Source organism: Candidatus Acetatifactor stercoripullorum, from assembly GCF_944382095.1.
GTDB lineage: Bacteria > Bacillota > Clostridia > Lachnospirales > Lachnospiraceae > Acetatifactor > Acetatifactor stercoripullorum.
On the sequence record NZ_CALWMU010000009.1, the window covers coordinates 69,437 to 91,598 of the forward strand.

Here is a 22,162-nt window from a genome sequence, read left to right on the forward strand (position 1 = left end):
ACGTATGCCTCTACGTCGCGAAATACTAAAAGCTGCCGCTCCTTTCCTCGCGCCCTCCGTGGTCCATTTAACAGCCTGCATTTCCAACCTTTCTCAGCCTCCGGTTTCTCTGTAAGCGCACGTACTGTTTTTATCTCCACATCTACGGTTTGTGCTCCGCTATTTTGTTTTTAACATTTTAACGCGGTAAAGGGCTCCTGTCAAGTATTTTATTCTTCCATATCTATGACAATATGACGGGGCTGTCCCGTGATCATCACCGGCGTAAGCTCCGCCTGGATCAGGGGCCGTATGTAATTTACAAGCTGCCAGCTTACATTGGTGCCGTCCTCCGTAATCCACTCCAGGGGCACCTTTTTCTCAATATTGGCAACCTTATGTACATCATACAGATCTGTGGTACAGATATAAGGGTCATTGGACACACGCTTTAAAATTACCATCTTTCCTGTTTCTCCCTCAAAGGCTGCCTTCACAGCAGAACCGCCAACCTGGTAGGCCTCCGTGATATCCACCCGGGAGGTCAGATGGCCTGCGCATCTTTGCAGCGTAGAGAGCTCTATGGCCCTGGACTTGCACCCAAATTTTTCACTGACAAGAGAGGCCAGATATCTTGCCGTGCCGCTCAGCTGCTTATGTCCAAAGGAGTCCACATACTCCGTGTGGTCTGTGAGCTCAAACACATATTTTCCATCCGCAGTCTTAACACCCTCCGACACTGCAATCACCACAGACTTTTTCTTCTGCAGAAGCTTCCCTACCCGCTCTACAAACAAATCCACATCAAAGGGCAGCTCCGGCAGATAAATCATATCCACACCCTCACAGTCCTCGCTGGCCGCAAGAGCCGCCGCTCCGGTAAGCCATCCCGCATTCCGTCCCATGATCTCAATTACGGTTACATTCTGAATGTCGTACACCAGTCCGTCCCGGATCAGCTCCTTTGTCACGGAAGCAATGTATTTGGCTGCGCTTCCAAAACCGGGCGTATGATCCGTAGCCGCAAGGTCATTGTCTATAGTCTTTGGCACACCAATAAAGCAAATAGGGCTGCTGATCAATATAGCGTAGTCAGACAGCTTTTTTATGGTATCCATAGAGTCGTTTCCACCGATGTAGAAAAACGCCGATATCTCATATTCATCCAAAATTTCAAAAATTTTATCAAAAAGCTCTCTGTTGTCCTTGATATCCGGAAGCTTATAGCGGCAGGAGCCCAAAAACGCAGAGGGCGTTCTTTTCAAAAGCTCCAAATCAAGGTCCGTGCGTATCTTCTCTCCCAAATCCACAATGTTCTTTTCCAGAAAGCCCTGAATGCCGTGCCGCATTCCATATACCTTCTCTGCCCCCAGATCCATGGCCGTTTTATACACCCCCGCCAGGCTGGAATTAATTACGGCGGTAGGTCCGCCGGACTGTCCCACAATTACGTTTTTTGCCATATGCGCCTCCATCATTATTTTTTATTCTATTCCTGATTGCTTTCTATATTGTGATACTTTTAACAGAACCTTTTCATTCAAAGAACCCATAGACCGTTTGCTTTGGTCCATGGGTTCTTTCGTGTTCTTCCTTATTTTACAAGACGAACGGTCTCTCTTGCGATGGCAAGCTCTTCATTTGTGGGAACAGCCAGCACTGTTGTGGTGCTGTCGGAAGTGGAAATAACCACCTCTTCACCCTTCTTTTGATTTGCCTCTTCGTCAAGGGTTACCCCCAGATAGCCAAGATAACCGCAAACCAGGGTGCGTACCAGCGGACCGTTTTCTCCTATGCCTGCCGTAAAGCAGATGGCATCCACGCCGTTCATTGCCGCTGCATAAGCACCGATGTATTTTGCCACTCGATAGCAGTAGGTTTTTAATGTCCGTATTGCGTTGGGATCATTTTTTTCATACTCAGCCTCCAAGTCTCTGAAGTCCGAGGAAAGATTATCAGAAAGTCCCAGCACACCCGATTTTTTGTTGAGTACAGACATGATCTCATCGATGTTCTTACCCTCTTTATGCGCAAGGAATTCGATGATAGCCGGATCGATATCGCCGCAGCGGGTTCCCATGATCAGTCCTTCCAGAGGAGTCAGTCCCATAGAGGTATCCACGCACTTTCCGTTTTTCACTGCGGATACGCTGGCTCCGTTGCCCAGATGGCATACAATAATCTTCAAATCTTCATATTTTCTGCCCAGAAGCTCTGCAGCTCTCTTGGAAACGTAGGAATGACTGGTTCCATGGAAGCCGTATCTTCTGATTTTATAGTTCTTATAATATTCATAGGGAAGTCCATACATATAAGCCTCTTCCGGCATCGTCTGATGAAAGGCCGTGTCAAACACGCCCACCATCGGTGTACCGGGCATCAGCTTTTTGCAGGCGTTAATACCGATCAGATTTGCAGGATTATGAAGAGGCGCCAGATCATTGCACTCTTCGATGGCCGCCATCACTTCATCCGTAATAATGGTGGATTCAGCAAATTTTTCTCCCCCGTGCACAATGCGGTGGCCCACCGCTCCAATCTCGTCCAGGCTCTTTACCACCCCGGTTTTTTCATTGGTCAAAGCCTCCAGCACCAGGCGGATAGCTTCTGTGTGATCCGGCATGGGAGTCACCGTTTTTTCCTTTTCCCCGCCTGCAGGAGCATATGTAATCATACTGCCTTCAATGCCGATTCTTTCGCAAAGGCCCTTGGCAATACACTGCTCCGTCTCGGAATTGATCATCTGAAATTTCAAAGAGGAGCTGCCGCAGTTGATAACTAAAATATTCATGTCTTTCCTTTACTTCCTTTCCTTCTTTGCGCTCACAAAGCTTTCTATGTTTTACAGACCGGATACCGTCTCCGCAGCCTTACACCAGCTGTGCCTGAACGGAGGTCAGCGCCACAACACCCACAATGTCCTGCCAGGAGCATCCTCTGGAAAGATCGTTTACGGGCTTTGCGATTCCCTGAAGCATGGGGCCGTATGCTTCCGCACCTCCCAGCCTCTGCACCAGCTTGTAGCCGATGTTTCCTGCATCCAGGTTGGGGAAAATCAATACGTTGGCCCTCCCTCCCACAGGACTTCCGGGCGCCTTGGATTTTGCAACACCGGGTACCAGTGCAGCGTCCAGCTGCAGCTCTCCATCCAGGGTCAGATGAGGATACTGCTCATGGGCAATCTGGGTAGCCTCCACTACCTTGTCCACCAGGGCATGCTTTGCACTTCCCTTTGTAGAATGGCTCAGCATTGCGATCACAGGCTTTGGTCCTACCAGAGACTTAAAGCTTCTGGAAGAGGATTCCGCAATGGCCGCAAGCTCCTCTGCAGTGGGGTCCTGATTCAGGCCGCAGTCCGCAAAAATAAAGGTTCCATCCTCTCCCTGATCCTTAAACTGGGTATCCATAACGAAAAATGCAGAGACAAGCTTTACGCCGGGAGCCGTCTTGAGAATCTGAAGAGCGGGCCTCAGTGTGTCTGCCGTGGAGTGGCATGCCCCTGCCACCATGCCGTCCGCATCGTTTGCCTTTACCATAACAATGCCGAAGGTGAGGTAATCATTCAGCAGAATTTCCCTGGCCTTCTCCGGGGTCATTCCCTTTGCCTTTCTGGTTTCGTACAAGAGATTTACATACTCGTCCAGCTTAGGCGTAAGCGCAGGATTGACTACCGTAATGCCTGAGAGATCTACTTCCAGCCAGCCGGCGCCATCCATAATCTTTTCCTCATTACCGATCATAATGATATCGGCAATTCCCTCTTCCACAATCTTAGCCGCAGCCAGCAGAGTCCTCTTATCGTTGGATTCCGGCAGGACGATTGTTTTCTTGTCGAGCCTTGCTCTTTCTTTAATTTTGTCAATATATGACATATACCCTTTCTCCTTTCCGACTATCCGTCCGCTTTCCTTTCTGTTTTGGTTATTTTTTCCTTAACAAACTGAGATATTTATATTATACTAAATAGTAGGACAAGATACAAGGCATAATGTGCGGTAAATTGTACATTTTCAGGTACAAGACTCACTGCCTTTTTTATTATTTTTTATGATAATTCAGGTAATGTAAACGCTTACACAGTATGTTATTTTTTTCACATTTCCATTTGACATATTTTATCGGTTTTACGTTTTTTATCAGGCTTTTTTTGAAAGGAGGAATCTCTATGAAGGTCAACGGCATTATTGCAGAATACAACCCTTTTCATAACGGGCACAAATATCAGCTGGAGGAATCCCGCAGGCAGCTTGGGGCAGATTACACCGTTATCGCAATGAGCGGAAACTTTATGCAGCGCGGCATCCCCGCTCTCTTAGACAAGTACAGACGCGCAGAAATGGCTCTAAAAAACGGAGCCGATCTGGTAGTGGAGATTCCTGCCTGCTACTCCGCATCCAGCGCGGAATATTTTGCCACGGGGGCCGTTTGTCTTTTAGACAAGCTGGGTGTGGTAGATCATCTCTGTTTCGGAAGTGAATGCGGAGATATCGGTATTTTGAAGCGGATCGCAGACATCCTCCTTAAGGAGCCTGACGAATACGTCCGCTGCCTGAAACGAAACCTCAGGCAGGGCCTTTCCTACCCAAACGCAAGAACCAATGCACTGCTTCAGTACGATCCCTCCTTAAGCTCCCAAAAGGACGTGCTCTCCTCCCCCAACAATATTCTGGGCATTGAATACTTAAAGGCCCTGTCCCGGCGACACAGCGCCATCGTACCCTTTACCACCCTGCGGGCAGGGTCCGATTATCATGACAGACGGCTGGGCGAAAATCAAAGCTCCGCCCTTGCCATCCGCCAGGCTGTGTTTTCCCGCCAGGATTTTGATTTTCTGGAAAGCCAGATGCCGGAAAGCGCCTATTTGATCATAAAAGAGTATCTGCTCACAGCAAAGCCGGTACATATCAACGACTTTTCCTTTGCTCTGCACTATAAGCTGCTTTCCGAGCGGGAAAACGGCTATGACCGTTTTCTGGACGTGTCCTCCGATCTGTCGGACCGTATCCGCAAAAATTTGTTCCGCTTTGACAGCTTCCGGGGCTTCTGCGACCTGCTAAAGAGCAAGGAGCTCACCTATTCCCGCATCAGCAGATGCCTGCTTCATATTCTGCTGGATATGGATACCGATACCTTAGAGCGCTACCAGGCTATGGACTACATTCCCTATGCCAGAGTTTTAGGCTTTCGCAGGGACGCAGCTCCCCTATTGTCCGCTATCAAGGAAAAAGCCTCCATCCCCCTTGTGACTAAGCTGGCTGACGCCGACAAGCTGCTGGGGACAGAGGCCTATGAAATGCTCAAAAAGGAAACAAACATCAACAATATTTATCAGAGCACCCTGGCGCTGAAATCCAAACGGAGTATGGAAAACGAGTATTCCACTCCCATTGTGATTCTCTAAAAAGCCTTCTCTGAGACGCTTAATTTTTAAAGCTATGAATCGGGGCGGGAATCCTGCCCCCTCTGCTGATAAAAGCATCACAGGAAAATGAATTTACAGGCATGATAGGGGCATATCCTAAAAGCCCTCCAAACTCCACGGTTTCCCCCACACCCTTCCCGATCACGGGAATGATGCGGACAGCCGTGGTTTTTTGATTCACCATGCCTATGGCCATTTCATCTGCGATAATGCCGGAAATGGTGGACGCCTTTGTGTCTCCGGGGATGGCTATCATATCAAGCCCCACCGAGCACACACAGGTCATTGCCTCCAGCTTTTCCAAGGTCAGCGCCCCTGCCTTTACCGCATCGATCATTCCCTGATCCTCGCTGACAGGGATAAACGCGCCGCTGAGTCCCCCCACGTAGGAGGAAGCCATAACGCCCCCTTTTTTTACCTGATCGTTTAAAAGCGCAAGGGCTGCAGTGGTGCCCGGCGCGCCTGCATACTCCAGCCCCATCTCACAGAGAATGTCCGCCACACTGTCGCCGATGGCAGGAGTGGGGGCCAGGGACAAATCCACAATGCCAAAGGGAACCTGTAAGCGCTTGGATGCCTCTTTTGCCACAAGCTGCCCCACCCGGGTCACCTTAAAGGCTGTTTTCTTGATGGTCTCACACAAAATCTCAAAGCTTTCTCCCCGCACCTGCTCCAGAGCAGTCTTTACCACTCCGGGGCCGCTTACGCCCACGTTTATCACCTTGTCGCACTCCGTCACGCCGTGAAAGGCTCCTGCCATAAAGGGATTGTCATCCGGCGCATTGCAGAATACCACCAGCTTTGCACAGCCAAGGGAGTCCTCCTCCTTAGTGCATCTGGCAGTCTCTTTGACAATTTCTCCCATGAGCCTTACGGCGTCCATATTGATTCCGGTTTTGGTAGAACCCAGATTCACGGAGCTGCACACCCTTTCCGTGGAGGAGAGGGCCAGGGGGATGGAGCGGATCAGCAGTTCGTCCGCCGGAGTCATACCCTTGCTCACAAGTGCAGAATAGCCCCCGATAAAATTTACGCCCACCTCTTTGGCAGCCCTGTCAAGGGTCTGTGCAATCTGTGTAAAATCCTCGACTGTTTTGCAGGCCGCTCCCCCTACAAGGGCAATGGGCGTTACGGAAATTCTCTTATTCACAATGGGTATGCCAAATTCTCTTGCAATTTCCTCTCCCACGGCCACCAAATCCTTTGCCGCCTCATAAATCTTACAATATATTTTTTCTTTCAGGGCTTCCAGATCGGAATCCACACAGTCTAAAAGACTGATTCCCAGCGTGATGGTACGCACGTCGAGATTTTCCTCTTCTATCATTTTGTTGGTTTCCGTCACTTCATATAAATTAATCATTTTTTCCTCGTTTCCTCACTGTTTCTGCACATTCCAGCCTTTCACCTCAAATGCGGTGCATTTTGTCGAAGATTTCTTCCTTCTGGCACTTGATCACCACGCCGATTTCATCTCCCAGGGCCGAAAGCTCGTCGGCCATTTCCCCAAAGGCCTTTTTTCCCTGGCTGGTATCCACGATCATCATCATATTAAAATATCCCTGTACAATGGTCTGGGAAATATCCAGAATATTGATTCCGTTTTCCGCAAGATAAGTGCACACCCTGGCAATGATTCCCACTGTATCCCGTCCTACTACCGTAATAATTGTTCTTTTCATTCTTCCTCCATTCTCCTCCCTTGTTATTACGCAATATTGATAATGGGGGAAACTTCGTTTCTCCCCGCCACCATAAGCCTGAAATCTCCGCCATTGTATGGGTTATCCCCCATGGTGATCTCCATACGCACCGCCTCGTAGGCAAGCTCCGGCAGATTGTTTTCCTTGCTTAAATGCCCCAGAAGAATGGTCTGGAGCCCATCGTGCAGAATCCGGCCAAGCAGCCTTCCCGAATTTTCATTGGACAAATGCCCCTTATCTCCCAAAATGCGCTGCTTCAGATAATAAGGGTACGGGCCTACCTGAAGCATATTCACATCATGGTTTGCTTCCAGCAAAACCGCATCCATGCCCTTTAGGCACTCCACGGTATAATCGTTATAAACCCCCAGGTCCGTACAAATTCCCACTCGTTTGCTGCCGTATCCGATGCGGTAGGCCACAGGCTGGGCCGCATCATGGGAAATCCGCATGGGGTTCACCGTCAGGTCCTTGATGATCAGCTTTTCATCCTCGTAAACCTCTCGAAAAAGAGAGTCCTCAATCCTTCCGATGGTGGTGCATTCCTTAATAGCCTCTATGGTGCCTTTCGTGGCATAAATGGGAACATTGTATTTGCGGGCCATGACCCCCAGACCGTTGATATGGTCCATATGCTCATGGGTCACCAAAATACCGTCCAGATCAGCTCCTGTAATTCCCAGCGTATGCAGACCGCACTCTGTCCTTTTTCCGCTGATTCCCACGTCCACAAGCAGATGCGTGGCCTCAGAGCCCACATAGATGCAGTTTCCGCTGCTTCCGCTTGCAATACTGCATAATCTCATAATTTAAGTCTCTCTTTCCTCTATTTCCAGTATATTTCTATGACCTCGCCGCCGTTTAAAGCCTCCATATACTGAGCCGGCCTGCCATTTATGTTGGTCACGATGCTGCGCCCTCTGGAGTCCCTTAAGTCAAAATCTATAAAGTCAAATACATCCACAAACACATAGCTCTTTTTATCAGATAACACAACAGGCGCGCCGTTGACTGTTACAGTCACTTCATTGTTTTCTTTTTGGTCGGGACTCTTTGGCGCCTCCTGTTTCTCTGCCGGCGCATCTGTCTTGGAAGCCTGCTTTTCTTCCGGGTGCTTCTCCTCCCGCAGGTTTTCCTCCTCCGGAGTATGCCGGTTCTCTGAAGGCTTCTCCGCTTCCATGTCCCATGTCAGGGTAAAGTTTTCATATACCCTTGTCTCCGGCCTGGCCGCCGTTTCATTCACCAGAATATTTTCCCCCAGCGGCACATCCAGAAATTCAGCGATCTCCGATACCGTATAATAATTATGTACCTGTATGGCGTCGCCCTCCCGGATCAGGTAAAATTCATTTTCTCTATTCCCATTCACATAAGCGGTTTTGGGAATGTCAATGCCTGCTCCGTTCACAAAAACATGAAGCCGTTCCGAAAGCTCCGAAAGCCGGCCAAGCTCCAGGGAGGCTGCCGCCCCGGTGGTGGAAGCGGTGATCTCTATCTTGTCCCCGCTGTGTATTTGGGTATGGATGTCCGCCGGATCCTTATTTACACGGATCACAGCCGATTCCCCCTGCTCTCCTCTAATCATTCGGTTCTTGCCGTTCACTGAAAAGGTGAGAGCCTGTCCCCGCCTTGGGAAAAGTGCCTCATTGGGGAATTTTGCCTGCATGGCCGCATCCGCCACGGATATCCTTCCATTGTCATACAGCTTTATGCGCACCTTGTTAAATTCCACGAAGATAAAATTGTTGCTCTGCTCATAATAGCTTAAGCAGATGCCGATGGGAGTCACCATCATGGCATCGTTTCTGGCGTTTTCTATCTCAAACTGAATATTCTGCATCACTTCCTGGCCGCGGATGGCTACTCGTTCCTTTGCAATTCCCAGCTCTGCCGCCAGCTTCTCAGTATACCCGGGAATCATTCCCCCTCCGCCTACCACGAACACTGCGCTGACAGATTTATCGCCGTTTAACTCCTTGATGCAGTCTGCTGCCAGCTTTGTCATTCTGGCCACTGCCTCCTCCAAAAGCTCCATCACCTCCTTAGAGGAGATGGTCTGAGGCAGTCCCAGAATATCCGTATATTCCACCGTTTCCATTTCTCCGGCCTTGCGTTTGATCTGCTCCGCTGTATCAAAATCCACAAGACAGTGCTGCACCAGAATATCCGTCAGGCTGTCCCCGGCTACCGGTATCATGCCGTAAGCCACTATGGTGCCTTCCTTTGTAATGGAGATATCGCTGGTGCCCGCCCCAACGTCCACCAGCGCCAGATTCAGCATACGGAATTTTTCCGGGATCGCCACCTGTATGGCGGCGATGGGCTCCAGCGTCAGATTTGCCACATGAAGCCCGGCCAGCTCCACAGCCTTATACAGCCCGTCCACCACATCATCCGGGAGAAAGGTGGCAATCAGATCAATTCCGATTGTCTTGGCCTTATGTCCCTCCAGATTTCCAATCTGGTAGCCGTTCATATAATAGCGCATGGGCGTATATCCCACACAGTAAAACTTTACGTCCGTGTCATTGTCTTTCTGAAACTCCTCATACGCCTTTTCCACTCCCATGGCAGCCAGGGAATAGATATCCTCTGCCAGAATCTCCCGCTCACTTTCAAAGGTATGCTCCGTATAAGTGGTCACAGTCCGCAGCACACGGCCCGCCGCCGCAATACATACCTCTGTAAGCTCTCTGTTCAGATCCTGCTCCAGCTGTGCTTTCACCTGGGAGATGGTCTCTCCCACCTTGCCGATATCGTGTATCTGCCCGTCCAGCATAGCCCTGGTCTCGTGCTCCTTCACCCGCTGTGCCGTCACATGAAAGCTGCCGCCGCTTTTATATCCTACGGTTCCCACAATGCTGCGGGTGCCAATGTCCAGGCCAAATACCAGCTGTCCCTGTTTTTCCCTTACTCCTGCCATGTAAAAGCCTCCAGTTTCTTATTGATCTGACGATAGCTGTCCTCCAGGGATCCGCTGTTATCTATGACAAAGTCACAGGCTCTTCTGAATTCCTCCTCCGACAGCTGACTGTTCATGATTCCCTCTATCTTTTCAGGCGCATAGCCCCTGGCCCTGCGAAGCCGTTCTCTGCGTACATCCTCCGCTGCATACACATACCACAGCTCATCCACGATCTGTCCATAGCCCCCTTCCACCAAAAGGGCGGCCTCCACAAAAAATAATTCAATGTCAGGATTTTCCCTGGCCTGCCTATACCGCTCCAAAAGAAATTCCTTCACCGCCGGATGTACAATCTCATTGACCTGTTCTAAGCATTTCTCATCGGAAAAAATCCTGTCCGCCATAGCAGTCTTGTCAATCTGTCCGTCTTTGTCCAAAATTTCCTTCCCCAAGAGTTCTACCAGGCTGTGAAAGCAAGGAGTTCCCGGCAGCTTTACCAGATGGGCCACCTCATCCGCAAGATAAATCTCACATTTATAGTGCTTTGCAATATAACGCAGAAGCTCCGATTTCCCCGAGCCTACGCCTCCCGTAATCCCAATAAAACGCACCTTCATCATTTCGCCTCATACCAGTTTTCGCCGGTATGCAGATCCACCTCCAGAGTCACCGCCAGATCTGCTGCCGACTTCATATTTTCGGAAAGGATTTTCCGAACCTGCTCCTCTTCCTCCTTAAGGGTCTCGATCAAAAGCTCGTCATGCACCTGCAGAATCAGCTTGGATTTTAGTCCCGCCTCCCGCAGAGCCCTCCATACCCGGATCATGGCAATCTTGATAATATCTGCAGCCGTGCCCTGAATGGGAGAATTCATGGCTACCCGTTCCCCAAAGGAGCGCTGCATAAAGTTAGAGGAGGACAGCTCCGGCACCGGGCGCCTTCTATGAAACAGGGTGGTCACATAGCCCTTTTGTCTGGCTTCCGCCACCAGCCCGTCCAAAAATTCCTTGACTTTGGGATAAGTGGCAAAATACTGACTGATATACTCTGCCGCCTCCTTTTTGCTGATGCTCAAGTCCTGGCTGAGGCCAAAGGAGCTGATACCGTACACAATACCAAAATTCACCGCCTTGGCATTTCTTCTCTGCAGGTCCGTCACCTCCTCAAAGGGCGTGTGGAACACCTTGGCCGCCGTAATCCGGTGGATATCCTGGTCCATCTTATAGGCCTCAATGAGCTGTTCATCCCCGGACATATGAGCCAGAACACGCAGCTCAATCTGCGAATAATCGGCATCCATAAATTCATAGCCTTCCTTTGGCACAAACACCTTGCGGATACGCCTTCCCAGCTCCATCCGCATGGGAATATTCTGCAGATTCGGCTCTGTGGAGCTGATACGCCCTGTAGCCGTTATGGTCTGGTTGAAATTAGTGTGAATGCGGTGATCCGCGCCAATATAAGCGGCCAGTCCGTCCGCATAGGTGGATTTCAGCTTTGCAAGGCCTCTGTACTCCAGAATATCCTTTACAATAGGATATTCCTCCGCCAGCTTTTCCAGCACATCTGCTGCCGTGGAATACCCTGTCTTGGTCTTTTTTCCTCCGGGGATGCCCATGGTTTCAAATAGCACCTCGCCCAGCTGTTTGGGTGAGTTGATGTTAAATTCCACTCCCGCCTGGGCATGGATGGACTTTTCCAGCTCCTCGATTCTGCTCACCAGTGCGTCCCCATAAGCCTTCAGCTCCTCTCTGCGCACCTCCACACCTTCTTTTTCCATGTCATAAAGCACCAGAGAAAGGGGCATTTCTATTTCATCCATCAGATGATCCATCTGCGTTTCCTTAAGCTTATCCCGAAGCACTCCAAAAGCCGCTGCGCACACATAAGCGCCAAAGCAGTAATATTCCATGCACTTTTCGGGCTGCTTCCCAAAGGCCTCCGAAAGCTTAAGCTTTCCAAAGGTCTCCACCTTCCCGGGAATGGTCAGGTTTAAGTGCTCCGAGGCAATGGTCTCTATGCTGTAATCGCTTTTCAGCGGATTTAAAAGATAGGCTCCGATTAAAATATCAAAATATTTCTCTGTGCTCTCCTGACACAGATAGGCATACTGTTTCTTGATGTCAAAGGTAGAGATCGCCGTATTTTGGGAGAGCCTCGCAAGAGCCCCTGAAAGTGCCTCCCTATCCTCAGGGACAGCCTCATAAAAATACACACCATCATCCAGAGAAAGGGCAATGCCAAACAGACTTTCCCCCTCTTTAGCCAAAAGCAGTCCCACAAGAGAGGCTTCCTCTGCCCGTTTAAGCGTCTCAAGGCATGCAGAAAGGCTTTCAAGCCGCCTGAAGGAATCCCTGATTCCCCCTTCCTCAACCGCGGTCTGTTCCCCGTCAAAACGATCCAGAAGATTTTTGAATTCCAGCTTTTTTAAAATCAAATAGGCCTCTTTGGTATAATAGCCCTCCGCCCGGGCCGCCTCATAGTCCAGTTCTATGTCACAATCCGTTTTAATGGCAGCCAGGTCTCTGCTCAAATATGCCAGCTCCTTATTTTCTATGAGGGATTCCCGAATGCTTTTTTTGGATATCTCCTGTACATGCGCATAAATATTATCCAGTGAACCATACTGCGTCATCAGCGCTTCCGCAGTTTTCGCCCCCACCTTGGGAACACCGGGAATATTGTCGGAGGTATCCCCCATCAGCGCCTTCAGCTCAATAAACTGCTGAGGCGTCACCTGCCATGCTTTCTGCACGTCCTGTGCATAATAATCCTCTATCTCGGTTTTTCCCATTTTGGTCTTGGGAATTCTGATCTTAATGTGATCCGTGGCAATCTGCAGAAGATCCCTGTCTCCCGATACCAGGGAAACCTCTATGCCTGCTGCCTGTGCCTTCCTGGCCAGCGTCCCCAGCAGATCGTCCGCCTCAAATCCGGCCTGCTCCACAATCACCACATTCATTGCCTGCAGAAGCTCCTTCATCACCGGCACCTGCTCTCTGAGCTCCTGGGGCATGGGCTTTCTGGTACCCTTATAATCCGCATACATCTCGTGACGGAAGGTGGGCGCATGCACGTCAAAGGCAACCGCCAGATAATCGGGCCTCTCCTCCTCCAGAATCTTAAACATAATATTGAGGAATCCATAAATGGCATTGGTGTGCAGTCCCTGTGCGTTGCTTAAATCGGGGACTCCGTAAAAGGCCCGGTTCAAAATACTGTGTCCATCAATCAATACTAATTTTTCAGCCATTTTCATCCTCATTTCTATGCTGGTTTTCTATTATCGGCTTTGCGGCGAACAGCTGCCTGCACAGCCTGCCCTAAGAAATCAGCCACACTACCGTTCCCGCAAGGGCAATCACTGCGGCAATCTCCAAAACTGCTCCCGCCACAAGAAAGCTGCTGTGGAATTTTATCTTGCGTCCTGCGTCCTCCAGCCGTTCCTTAAGCTCATTTTGCAGGTCAAAGGCATCTCCTTCCTCCAGGCGCTGCATACCCTCTGACACAAGAAACTGAATCACAAGCTCCTCCTTGCAGTCTGCGCAATGCTCCATGTGATCCTTAAATTTTATCAGATTCTGAAAGTCAAGCTTCCGTGCAATAAAATCGGGAATCATCCGTTCAAATTCTTTGCAGTCCATACGCTATCCCACCATTATCAGCATTTACACATACACATTTACTATACAACATCTTGAGGAAAAAGAAAAGAAAAAATCACTTGTCAAGAACCGATTTCTGTGTTAGAATAATCTCTGTTGTGAGGGGATCACAGCTGTGAATTACAGCCGTGAATTACAGCCGTGAATCACAACCATAAATCACGGTTTTGCATCACAAATGCCGGCGTGTCGGAATGGCAGACGAGGCAGACTCAAAATCTGTTGTGGGCAACCACGTATGGGTTCAAGTCCCATTGCCGGCAGTCCAAAAAATCCAGGGTTTCATACCCTGGATTTTTTTTCATCTCAGCAGAGATGATATGTGATGTCAATATGATTTCCCCGTACGGAAACCTCTCCCATGCTTCCCACGATAACCGGCATCATAGGGGGCAGATGTCCCAGATCCACATCCATAATCACCGGCACATTCTTGCTGCCCGCCACCTTCAGTACTGCCTGGTAAGCGTCAAGCCCCATCATTTCCTGTCCGAAGCAAAGAGGTCTTCCCACCAAAAATCCCTTCACATATCGAAACCAGCCGGCCTCCTCCATCTGCCACATGGCTCTTCGGATGGCAAAGACATTGAGGTCACAGGCTTCCAAAAACCAGATAATGCCATCCTCCTTGTATCTTTCTATAAATTCACCGGTCCGGTCAAATCGGGTTCCCAAGAGATTTACCAGGCAGTCCATACAGCCTCCCAGCAGCCTTCCCTGAAAGGTCACAGGCACATCCCTCCCGGTGCATTCCTCCTCTCCCAAATAAGTTCTTATGGACAGGTTTTCCGTCACATGGTAAGGAGCCAGAGGATTTTCAGGGCTTTTCAAGGACTCCTTTTCCCATTTGTCATATCCCTGTACCGCGTAATTGCCCTCCCGGTTCTTCTCTCCCCGCAAAAGCCTCATGGCATCCTCCAAAGAGGGGTGCCACGGTTCCATGCCGAAGGCCGCTGCACAGGGGCCATAGATAGAAGCCGTATCACAGAGAGCGGCCAGCAGATAGGTCATATTGGTGTTGTCGGAATAGCCCATATACCATTTGGGGGCCGCTTTCTTTATTTTCTCAAAATCCATCCAGCTTAGCACCTCGCACATCAGCTCACCGCCGCCGCAGGAGATCAGACAGTCACTGTCATCTGCACAGTAAGCTTCCATCAGCTCCTCTGCACAGAGTCTTGGCTCATTGCTGATGCCCACCCCTTCCTCGGCATAGCAGTTCGGCCCAAGCTTCAGGCCAAAGCCCATCTCCTTAAACTTTTTCTGCGCATTCTCAAAAGCGCTGCGGTAAGGCTCTATTCCGCATCCAAAGGAGGGAGCCACAAAGCCTATGGTTCCTTTTTCAGGCAAAAATTTCGGATATCTCATTTTACGCATTCCAATCTATTTTCTGATAAATGTCAAAGCAGTCGAAGGTTGCAAAATAATCCCTGGGAGTCTCCGCCCTCCGAATCAGCTCCACTTTTCCGTTTTCCCGAAGCAAAAGCTCTGCCGACTTTAACTTGCCATTGTAATTATATCCCATGGCAAACCCGTGAGCGCCGGTGTCATGAATGGCAAGGTAATCTCCGATTTGCACCTCCGGAAGCATTCTGTCCACCGCAAACTTATCATTGTTCTCACACAGAGAGCCTGTTACGTCATATTTGTGATCACAGGCAAGATTTTCCTTTCCCAGAACCGTAATGTGATGATACGCTCCGTACATGGCAGGACGCATCAGGTTCACAGCACAGGCGTCAACGCCCACATATTCCTTGTGGGTATGCTTTTCATGAATCACTTTAGTCACCAGATGACCGTAAGGCCCCATCATAAAACGCCCCAGCTCCGTATAGATGGCCACGTCCCCCATTCCTGCAGGCTCTAAAATTTCCTGATACACCTTACGCACACTTTCACCAATGGCCCTGATGTCATTGGGCTCCTGATCTGGACTGTAGGGAATGCCAATGCCTCCGGACAGATTGATAAAGGTAATATGGGCTCCTGTCTCCTCCTTTAATTTTACCGCCAGCTCAAACAGTGTTTTTGCCAATACCGGATAATACTCATTGGTCACCGTATTGCTTGCAAGGAACGCATGAATGCCAAAATTCTCTACGCCCTTTTCCTTCAGGATACGGAAGCCCTCAAACATCTGCTCTGTGGTAAAGCCATATTTTGCATCCCCGGGATTGTCCATAATATTATTGCTGATGGAAAAATATCCTCCCGGATTATAGCGGCAGCTTATGGTTTTAGGAATGTATCCTATTGTTTTTTCCAGAAAATCAATATGGGTGATATCATCCAGATTGATGGTTGCACCAAGCTTTGCCGCATAGGCAAACTCGTGGGCTGGTGTGTCATTGGAGGAAAACATAATATCCTCCCCGCGCACTCCCATAGCGTCGCTGAGCATCAGCTCTGTCAGGGAGGAGCAGTCACAGCCGCAGCCATATTCCCGCAGTATTTGAATCAGAAATGGGTTGGGAGTGGCTTTGACTGCAAAAAATTCCTTATATCCCTTATTCCACCCAAAGGCCTCCTTCAGAGCCCTGGCATTTTCTCTGATTCCCTTCTCGTCATAAATATGAAATGGCGTAGGATAAGTCTTTACAATCTCCTCAACCATTTCCTTTGTTACAAATGCCTTTTTTTCCATAAATACTCCTCTTTCTATACATTCTCTATCTGCCAGTCTATGGGTGTTTCCCCATGCTCCTGTAAAAATTCATTTGTCTTGCTGAAGGGTCTGCTCCCAAAAAATCCTCTGTAAGCGGACAGAGGGCTTGGATGGGGAGCCTCCAAAATCAAATGCCTGGGATTGTCCAGCATGCTCTTTTTCATTTGGGCGGGCCGTCCCCATAATATAAAAACAATAGGACGATCCTGCTTGTTCAAAGCCCGGATGGCAGCATCTGTAAATTCCTCCCAGCCCTTGCCGTGATGGGAATTGGCCATGTGCGCCCGTACCGTAAGCACCGTATTCAGCATCAGAACCCCTTGCTTTGCCCATTTTACCAGATATCCGTTATTGGGAATGTAGCATCCCAGATCATCGTGAAGCTCTTGATAAATATTCACCAAAGACGGCGGAATCTCCACATCCGGCTTCACTGAAAAGCACAGCCCATGGGCCTGTCCTACATTATGATAGGGGTCCTGCCCGATAATGACAACTTTTACCTGGCTTAAGGGGGTGAGATGAAACGCATTAAAGATATCCTCCGCTGGCGGAAAGACCTGAGTGGTATTATACTCCTGCTTCACAAACTCATACAGTTTTCTGTAATAGGGCTTTCGAAATTCTGCTCCCAGCTCCTGCAGCCAGTCATTGTCAATCATGCCCACAATTCTCACCTTCCTTATGTCCTACAGACGGACACTGATGCCTTTCTCTCTTAAGTATTCTTTCACCTGGCGGATTTCCAGCTCTCTGTAATGAAACAAAGATGCCGCAAGCACGGCCTCCGCTTTGGCATCGTGCAAGGCTTCGTAAAAATGTTCCAGCCTGCCTGCACCCCCGGAGGCAATCACCGGAATCCCCACCGCCTCAGCTACCGCTTTCGTAAGGGCCAGGTCATATCCTTCCTTTGTGCCGTCCCCGTCCATGCTGGTGAGAAGGATTTCACCGGCGCCCAGAGCCTGTGCCTTTACCGCCCACTCCACTGCGTCGATGCCCATATCCACCCGGCCTCCGTTTTTATAAATATTCCAGCCGCTGCCGTCCTGTCTCCTTTTTGCGTCTATGGCAACCACAACACACTGGCTGCCGAATTTCTCTGCAGCCTCGCTGATCAGCTGCGGATTCATGATGGCTGCGGAATTGACGGATATTTTATCAGCCCCCTCCCGCAGTATTGCTCTGAAATCCTCTATGGAACGGATTCCTCCTCCCACGGTAAAGGGTATAAACACCTGTGAGGCAACCTGTCTCACCCACGCAAGCTGTGTGGCTCTGTTGTCCGCCGATGCGGTAATGTCTAAAAAAACCAATTCATCCGCCCCGGCTTTGTCATATGCGGCCGCCGCCTCCGCCGGGTCACCTGCATCCCGGAAGTTCACAAAATTCACACCCTTTACCACTCTTCCATCCTTTACGTCCAGGCAGGGAATGATTCTTTTTGTGTGCATACCGTCTCCTCCGTGATATGAATAAAATTCTGCAGTATTTTAAGCCCTGTCTTTGAGCTTTTTTCCGGGTGAAATTGACAGGCAAAAATATTACCCTTTTCCACTGACGCGTGAATCTCAACGCCATAATCCGCTGCAGCCGTTACGATACTCTCATCTGCCGCCTGCAGATAATAGGAATGAACAAAATATACATAGGGATTCTCCTCCAGTCCAAGAAACAGCCTTCCCGAAAGTCCTTTTCCTTCCTGGGGACAGCGGAGATTGTTCCATCCGATATGGGGAATTTTTAATCCCTCTGCCTCTGGAATCCGCAGAATCTTCCCCTCCAGAATATGCAGTCCCTCCACTCCCGGACTTTCCTCACTGCTCTCAAAGAGAAGCTGCAGGCCAAGGCAGATGCCAAGAAAAGGCTTTCCGCCCGCCACATATTCATGAATGGTATCTGACAGCCCATAAGAATGCAGCTTTTCCATGGCGTCTCCAAAGGCCCCAACCCCTGGCAGAATTGCGCCATCCGCTTTCAGTATGGTGTCTCTGTCCCTGGTGATTACCGCCTCTTTTCCCAAAAACTGCAAGGCCTTTTCCACACTTTTGATATTCCCTGCATCATAATCAATTATCGCAATCATACTGTCTCCCGCTACGCTATGTTGTCTATAAAGATTTCTTCTGAAAGCTCCGTTTCCTCCGGCAGCTGATCTGCAAGCTGCTGGGCTTCCTGTTTGGCAGCCTGCTCCCTTGCCTGTTGATTCTTCCAGTCCTCATAATCCGTTCCCTGGGAAATAGCCGTGACAATGATTGTATATTCCACATCGTCGGGCACAGCTATGATTTCCTGCGCCTGTTCCTGGGTCAAATTGTATTTTTCTGATAAAATCTGCAAAATTTGAGCATACTCAGCCGTCACCTCGCTTTGGGCATTCCACTGACCGGCATATTCATATAAAGAGGGATAGGCATATACGGACTGCAGCAGGCTGTCCAGAGCCTCTGTCTCCAATCCTTCCTCCACAAACAGCTCATATTCTCTGATCCAAAGCCTGATTCTCAAAATACTCTCTGATTTCCCCAGCATCACCTGCTCGCTTTCGTTCAGATTTCTTCCCACCAGATTCTGATAGCAGGTCATATAGTCCTGACTGTAATAGGCCTCCACGCCATCCATCCTGTTCATATAATCTCCGGAAACGTTCGCTATGATGATTACTGTAAGCCCAAATGAAAGACATACAAGAGACACCAGAATAACTTTCTTTTTGGGAAGCCTCCTTTCCGGCTGCCTTGCTTCCTCCGGCAGAGGAAGATTTTCCTTTTCTTTCTTCGGAGTCTTTTTGGCCTTCTTCTTTTTCCGAGAGCCTCCCTCTTCCTTTCCTTCCCCTGACGCATTTTTGGCCTTCCTGGAAGCTTTTTTATCCTTTTTCTTTCCCTTCCTTTTTTCCTGATCCATCTCCTTCAAAATATCTTTGTTTTCCTGGGAAAGCTTTATATCCTCATTTTCCTCTTCTTCCTCATCCTCCTCAGTCAGGAAATCAAGAATTCTGGAGAAAAACCCTTTTTTGTGCTCCTGGGACGCCTCAGCCTCAAGCTTGCCCAGATCCGGCATATCCGCAATTTCCTGTTCCTCTGGGAAATCCTCTGGGTTCTCCTCTTCCTTGGGCTTTCCTGCTCTTTTGGCCTCTTTTGCAGCCTTCTTCTGAGCCTTTTTTGCCTCCCTTGCCGCACGTCTGGCCTCTTTTTTGGCTCTCCGCTCTTCCTTTTTATCAGAACCGGAAGGCTCCGACGGGGCCTCCTCCTGATAAGAGGCAGTCGAGTCATCCGCAATTTCCTCATGATTGTCAGATTTCTGCAGCAGATCATGTATCTCCTGCAGATCCTTGTCATCGGACTCTTCCAGAAGATTCATCACATCCTCCTGCTGATTTTTCTTTTCATCTGCATCCTGCCCGCTTCCCAAATTCAACAGACGTTCAATGTCATCCTCTGACATATTCCGCAAATCGTCCACCGCAGGAGTTTCCTCCGTTTTGGAATTCTCATCTTTCTGGGCCAGGGCATCTGTCTTTGCAGTCTCCTCAGAAACGGACTGCAAAAGAGCTTCGATATCACTCATGTCTATCTGCGCAGCGTCCTCTGTCTTTTCTTTTTCACCGGTTTGTCCGCCTGCTTCCTCATTGTTTAAATCCTTTAACAGGCTGTCCAGATAATCGTCTTGTGAAGGCATATACCATTTTCCTCTGCTTTCTCATTGTGCTTATTACTTTTTATAGTTTATCACAGGATTTGCAGCCAATCAATTGAATTCTTGGCAATGGAGACACCTTTCCCCTTCAATTCCTCTGATAACTGATACAGCTTCTCATTTACACGATAAAATTCCGCCTTCTGCTGAAAAAAGGCAATCTTTTCAAAGGGCCAGCGGATCACGGAAGGAAACTTAAGTCCCACGCCCAGCTCCAGTATCAGCAGTTTCCGATTCAACGTACCCTGAAGCCATTTCCGGTAGGTTTCCCACTGCTCCAGGTATCCCTTTTCATTATATACATCCGCATATATATTGTTTAAGACTAAAGGGCTTCCGCACACCGGACAGATGCCTATTGCTCCCTGGGTCCACAAAGGCAGCTCCTCTTCGTCCTGGGCTTTTTCTTCTAAAACAGTAAAATAATGATTTAATACTTTTTTGTCCTCTTCCCCGGTCTTACACAGCACATCCGAACACCCTCTGGCGCACTGTTTCCCTCTCCAGGAACCGCAAGGCATTACAAGCCTTCCCTCTTTCCACGGCACATCAGCCACCTCATCATTTGTAGATACGGAAACCACAAAATAATTCTTATCTTTCAGTCTCTCAGCCAGCCTGCACAATCCGTCGGACACCTCATGGTCTTTCTCGCCCCTGCAATAGCTCTCATAGGCAGGCAGAAGCCAGGCGGCTTCAGATCGGTTCAATGCCTCTTCTGTCTTGCGGTACGCCTTCCTTTGGCGAAAACGCCTTACATTGTTAAACTCCTCACCAATTCCCACAAGGACCATATCTGCCTGTTCTATTTTCTCAGGAATTGTCTTATCCATTGCTTACCTCTCACCCCTTTAACGGGTATTACCTTCATTTTTCTTTCACTGCTTTCTTCCGGGAAAACCCCTTCATATGGAAAAAACCGGGAGCACTCCCGGCCTTTTCTGTCCTTACTTATCTAAATGCTTCTCTGAAACAAGCTGATCAATAATTTTTACCAGATTACCGATCTCCGGCTTTGAGAGCTGGGCATCTGCTCCCAGCGCCTCTCCTTTGCGTTTCATCTCCTCATTGACAAGGGAGGAAAAAATCACAACAGGAATATCTGCTGTAGTATCATCGGATTTCAAAAGCTTCGTCAGCCTGTGTCCATCCATTTCCGGCATTTCAATGTCCGTGATCACACATCTCACATGATCCTTCAGCGTACCGTCTTCCTTGCACTGCATGATAACATCATACGCCTGTTTTCCGTTTTCCGTATGTATCAGGTTGTCGTATCCCGCTTTTTTCAGCGAATCTACAATCAATTTATTTAACAGCGGAGAATCTTCTGCAATCAAGATCGGAACATTGCTCCTTGTTCTCGGACCAAGCTCAGAAAGCTCAGACATCTTAAGCCCAGTCTCCGGATTGATATCGCTCACAATTTTCTCAAAGTCCAGGATGATAATAAGCTTTCCGTCCTTCTTGATAATACCTGTGGCAACGCTTTCATCTGCAGCTGATATGGTAACATCAGGCTTAATTATATCCGCCCAGGAAACCCTGTGAATTCCCAGCACACTCTCCACATGAAATGCAATATCCAATTTATTGAAATTCGTCACAATAAACAAGCCCTTGGGTTCCGACTCTCCTCTTCCGAGACAATTCTTTAAATCGATTGCCGTAATCATGGTATCACGAGGCATAAAAATCCCCTCAATACTGGGATGTGAATTCGGAATCGGTGTGACAGGCTGATATGTAATAATTTCTCTGATTTTTGCCACATTTATGCCATACGAATTGCCTGCCAGCGTAAATTCAAGCACTTCCAACTCATTTGTTCCATTTTCAAGTAAAATATTTGTATCCATTTTCCACCTCGCTGTTTTCCCAACTGCATTAACCGATTGAGACTTGTTTCACATGGATATATTATATCATATTTAACAAAAAAAGAAACAATAATCTAAAAAAATACATACTTTTATTATAGAAAATTTTCATAGACAAAAGCAGGCACTAAAAAAAGAGCAGATAGCTGCTCTTTCCTTTCTTTCGCTGTACCCTCAAAACCGGACACTGGATCTTTCCACGCTTCCCGCAGGACTCCGGAACCTCTCGCCCCGGAACCTTATGGAA

Annotated in this window: 19 protein-coding genes and 1 tRNA gene; 2 read left to right on the forward strand and 18 right to left on the reverse strand. The window is 48.8% G+C overall.

The window, feature by feature from the left end:
• Positions 1 to 209: 209 nt before the first annotated feature.
• The 3 genes from SHK35_RS04345 to pta form a co-directional block, all read right to left on the reverse strand.
• Complete coding sequence (locus SHK35_RS04345) at positions 210 to 1,442, reverse strand: 6-phosphofructokinase (protein ID WP_318704112.1); 1,233 nt, start codon at positions 1,440 to 1,442, stop codon at positions 210 to 212.
• 131 nt (positions 1,443 to 1,573) lie between these two features.
• Positions 1,574 to 2,770 carry an acetate kinase gene (locus SHK35_RS04350; protein WP_318708770.1) on the reverse strand — a complete coding sequence of 399 codons (1,197 nt, stop codon included), beginning with the start codon at positions 2,768 to 2,770 and terminating at the stop codon, positions 1,574 to 1,576.
• Positions 2,771 to 2,849: 79 nt separating this feature from the next.
• Positions 2,850 to 3,851: a phosphate acetyltransferase gene (pta, locus tag SHK35_RS04355; RefSeq protein ID WP_318704109.1), complete on the reverse strand. Its 1,002-nt coding sequence runs from the start codon at positions 3,849 to 3,851 to the stop codon at positions 2,850 to 2,852.
• Between the two features lie 293 nt (positions 3,852 to 4,144).
• Between pta and SHK35_RS04360 the strand changes: the two genes are divergently transcribed.
• The gene (locus SHK35_RS04360; RefSeq protein ID WP_318708771.1) at positions 4,145 to 5,380 is read left to right on the forward strand and encodes a nucleotidyltransferase; all 1,236 of its coding nucleotides are present in this window, start codon (positions 4,145 to 4,147) and stop codon (positions 5,378 to 5,380) included.
• Between the two features lie 19 nt (positions 5,381 to 5,399).
• Here the strand turns inward: SHK35_RS04360 and SHK35_RS04365 are convergent, their stop codons facing one another.
• The 7 genes from SHK35_RS04365 to SHK35_RS04395 all read right to left on the reverse strand — a co-directional run bounded on the left by SHK35_RS04365 (position 5,400) and on the right by SHK35_RS04395 (position 13,653).
• Entirely contained in the window at positions 5,400 to 6,764 is a 1,365-nt protein-coding gene (locus SHK35_RS04365) for a PFL family protein (RefSeq protein WP_318704106.1), read from the reverse strand.
• Between the two features lie 46 nt (positions 6,765 to 6,810).
• Positions 6,811 to 7,083 carry an ACT domain-containing protein gene (locus SHK35_RS04370; RefSeq protein ID WP_318708772.1) on the reverse strand — a complete coding sequence of 91 codons (273 nt, stop codon included), beginning with the start codon at positions 7,081 to 7,083 and terminating at the stop codon, positions 6,811 to 6,813.
• 26 nt (positions 7,084 to 7,109) lie between these two features.
• Positions 7,110 to 7,910 (reverse strand): MBL fold metallo-hydrolase, encoded by an 801-nt coding sequence (locus tag SHK35_RS04375; protein ID WP_318704103.1) that lies wholly within the window; start codon positions 7,908 to 7,910, stop codon positions 7,110 to 7,112.
• A gap of 20 nt (positions 7,911 to 7,930) precedes the next feature.
• Positions 7,931 to 10,027, reverse strand: a complete 2,097-nt coding sequence (locus SHK35_RS04380) for a cell division protein FtsA (RefSeq protein ID WP_318708773.1) — start codon at positions 10,025 to 10,027, stop codon at positions 7,931 to 7,933.
• Complete coding sequence (gene coaE / locus SHK35_RS04385) at positions 10,015 to 10,629, reverse strand: dephospho-CoA kinase (RefSeq protein ID WP_318708774.1); 615 nt, start codon at positions 10,627 to 10,629, stop codon at positions 10,015 to 10,017. Before coaE ends, SHK35_RS04380 begins: the two co-directional genes overlap by 13 nt.
• Positions 10,626 to 13,262: a DNA polymerase I gene (gene polA, locus SHK35_RS04390; protein WP_318708776.1), complete on the reverse strand. Its 2,637-nt coding sequence runs from the start codon at positions 13,260 to 13,262 to the stop codon at positions 10,626 to 10,628. Before polA ends, coaE begins: the two co-directional genes overlap by 4 nt.
• Positions 13,263 to 13,332: 70 nt before the next feature.
• Complete coding sequence (locus SHK35_RS04395) at positions 13,333 to 13,653, reverse strand: zf-HC2 domain-containing protein (protein ID WP_318708778.1); 321 nt, start codon at positions 13,651 to 13,653, stop codon at positions 13,333 to 13,335.
• 201 nt (positions 13,654 to 13,854) lie between these two features.
• Here SHK35_RS04395 and SHK35_RS04400 point away from each other — a divergent pair.
• Positions 13,855 to 13,937 (forward strand) — tRNA-Leu (locus tag SHK35_RS04400).
• Positions 13,938 to 13,980: 43 nt separating this feature from the next.
• On the opposite strand, the gene SHK35_RS04405 is transcribed toward SHK35_RS04400, so the two are convergent.
• The 8 genes from SHK35_RS04405 to SHK35_RS04440 form a co-directional block, all read right to left on the reverse strand.
• Positions 13,981 to 15,042, reverse strand: a complete 1,062-nt coding sequence (locus SHK35_RS04405) for a S66 family peptidase (RefSeq protein WP_318708779.1) — start codon at positions 15,040 to 15,042, stop codon at positions 13,981 to 13,983.
• A gap of 1 nt (position 15,043) precedes the next feature.
• Positions 15,044 to 16,321 carry a diaminopimelate decarboxylase gene (locus tag SHK35_RS04410; RefSeq protein ID WP_318708780.1) on the reverse strand — a complete coding sequence of 426 codons (1,278 nt, stop codon included), beginning with the start codon at positions 16,319 to 16,321 and terminating at the stop codon, positions 15,044 to 15,046.
• A 14-nt stretch (positions 16,322 to 16,335) separates the two neighbouring features.
• Positions 16,336 to 17,010 carry a uracil-DNA glycosylase gene (locus SHK35_RS04415; protein ID WP_318705639.1) on the reverse strand — a complete coding sequence of 225 codons (675 nt, stop codon included), beginning with the start codon at positions 17,008 to 17,010 and terminating at the stop codon, positions 16,336 to 16,338.
• A gap of 21 nt (positions 17,011 to 17,031) precedes the next feature.
• The gene (gene hisF / locus SHK35_RS04420; protein WP_318708781.1) at positions 17,032 to 17,793 is read right to left on the reverse strand and encodes an imidazole glycerol phosphate synthase subunit HisF; all 762 of its coding nucleotides are present in this window, start codon (positions 17,791 to 17,793) and stop codon (positions 17,032 to 17,034) included.
• Entirely contained in the window at positions 17,757 to 18,425 is a 669-nt protein-coding gene (hisH, locus tag SHK35_RS04425) for an imidazole glycerol phosphate synthase subunit HisH (protein WP_318708782.1), read from the reverse strand. The genes hisF and hisH overlap by 37 nt, the downstream gene beginning before the upstream one ends.
• An 11-nt stretch (positions 18,426 to 18,436) precedes the next feature.
• Positions 18,437 to 20,017, reverse strand: a complete 1,581-nt coding sequence (locus SHK35_RS04430) for a hypothetical protein (RefSeq protein ID WP_318708784.1) — start codon at positions 20,015 to 20,017, stop codon at positions 18,437 to 18,439.
• A gap of 50 nt (positions 20,018 to 20,067) precedes the next feature.
• On the reverse strand, positions 20,068 to 20,868 hold the full coding sequence (locus SHK35_RS04435) for a hypothetical protein (RefSeq protein ID WP_318708785.1): 801 nt from the start codon (positions 20,866 to 20,868) through the stop codon (positions 20,068 to 20,070).
• 114 nt (positions 20,869 to 20,982) lie between these two features.
• A complete protein-coding gene (locus tag SHK35_RS04440) occupies positions 20,983 to 21,894 on the reverse strand; it encodes a chemotaxis protein (RefSeq protein WP_318705646.1) in 912 nt (303 codons plus the stop codon).
• Positions 21,895 to 22,162 lie beyond the last annotated feature (268 nt).

Bases quoted from the DNA above. Each gene is read 5' to 3' on its own strand.
- pta (WP_318704109.1), bottom strand. From the start codon at position 3,851: ATGTCATATATTGACAAAATTAAAGAAAGAGCAAGGCTCGACAAGAAA.
- SHK35_RS04435 (WP_318708785.1), bottom strand. From the start codon at position 20,868: ATGGATAAGACAATTCCTGAGAAAATAGAACAGGCAGATATGGTCCTT.
- polA (WP_318708776.1), bottom strand. From the start codon at position 13,262: ATGGCTGAAAAATTAGTATTGATTGATGGACACAGTATTTTGAACCGG.
- SHK35_RS04375 (WP_318704103.1), bottom strand. From the start codon at position 7,910: ATGAGATTATGCAGTATTGCAAGCGGAAGCAGCGGAAACTGCATCTAT.
- SHK35_RS04360 (WP_318708771.1), top strand. From the start codon at position 4,145: ATGAAGGTCAACGGCATTATTGCAGAATACAACCCTTTTCATAACGGG.
- coaE (WP_318708774.1), bottom strand. From the start codon at position 10,629: ATGATGAAGGTGCGTTTTATTGGGATTACGGGAGGCGTAGGCTCGGGG.
- SHK35_RS04350 (WP_318708770.1), bottom strand. From the start codon at position 2,770: ATGAATATTTTAGTTATCAACTGCGGCAGCTCCTCTTTGAAATTTCAG.
- SHK35_RS04370 (WP_318708772.1), bottom strand. From the start codon at position 7,083: ATGAAAAGAACAATTATTACGGTAGTAGGACGGGATACAGTGGGAATC.
- SHK35_RS04440 (WP_318705646.1), bottom strand. From the start codon at position 21,894: ATGGATACAAATATTTTACTTGAAAATGGAACAAATGAGTTGGAAGTG.
- SHK35_RS04365 (WP_318704106.1), bottom strand. From the start codon at position 6,764: ATGATTAATTTATATGAAGTGACGGAAACCAACAAAATGATAGAAGAG.
- SHK35_RS04410 (WP_318708780.1), bottom strand. From the start codon at position 16,321: ATGGAAAAAAAGGCATTTGTAACAAAGGAAATGGTTGAGGAGATTGTA.
- SHK35_RS04430 (WP_318708784.1), bottom strand. From the start codon at position 20,017: ATGCCTTCACAAGACGATTATCTGGACAGCCTGTTAAAGGATTTAAAC.
- SHK35_RS04395 (WP_318708778.1), bottom strand. From the start codon at position 13,653: ATGGACTGCAAAGAATTTGAACGGATGATTCCCGATTTTATTGCACGG.
- SHK35_RS04345 (WP_318704112.1), bottom strand. From the start codon at position 1,442: ATGGCAAAAAACGTAATTGTGGGACAGTCCGGCGGACCTACCGCCGTA.
- SHK35_RS04405 (WP_318708779.1), bottom strand. From the start codon at position 15,042: ATGAGATATCCGAAATTTTTGCCTGAAAAAGGAACCATAGGCTTTGTG.
- hisH (WP_318708782.1), bottom strand. From the start codon at position 18,425: ATGATTGCGATAATTGATTATGATGCAGGGAATATCAAAAGTGTGGAA.
- hisF (WP_318708781.1), bottom strand. From the start codon at position 17,793: ATGCACACAAAAAGAATCATTCCCTGCCTGGACGTAAAGGATGGAAGA.
- SHK35_RS04380 (WP_318708773.1), bottom strand. From the start codon at position 10,027: ATGGCAGGAGTAAGGGAAAAACAGGGACAGCTGGTATTTGGCCTGGAC.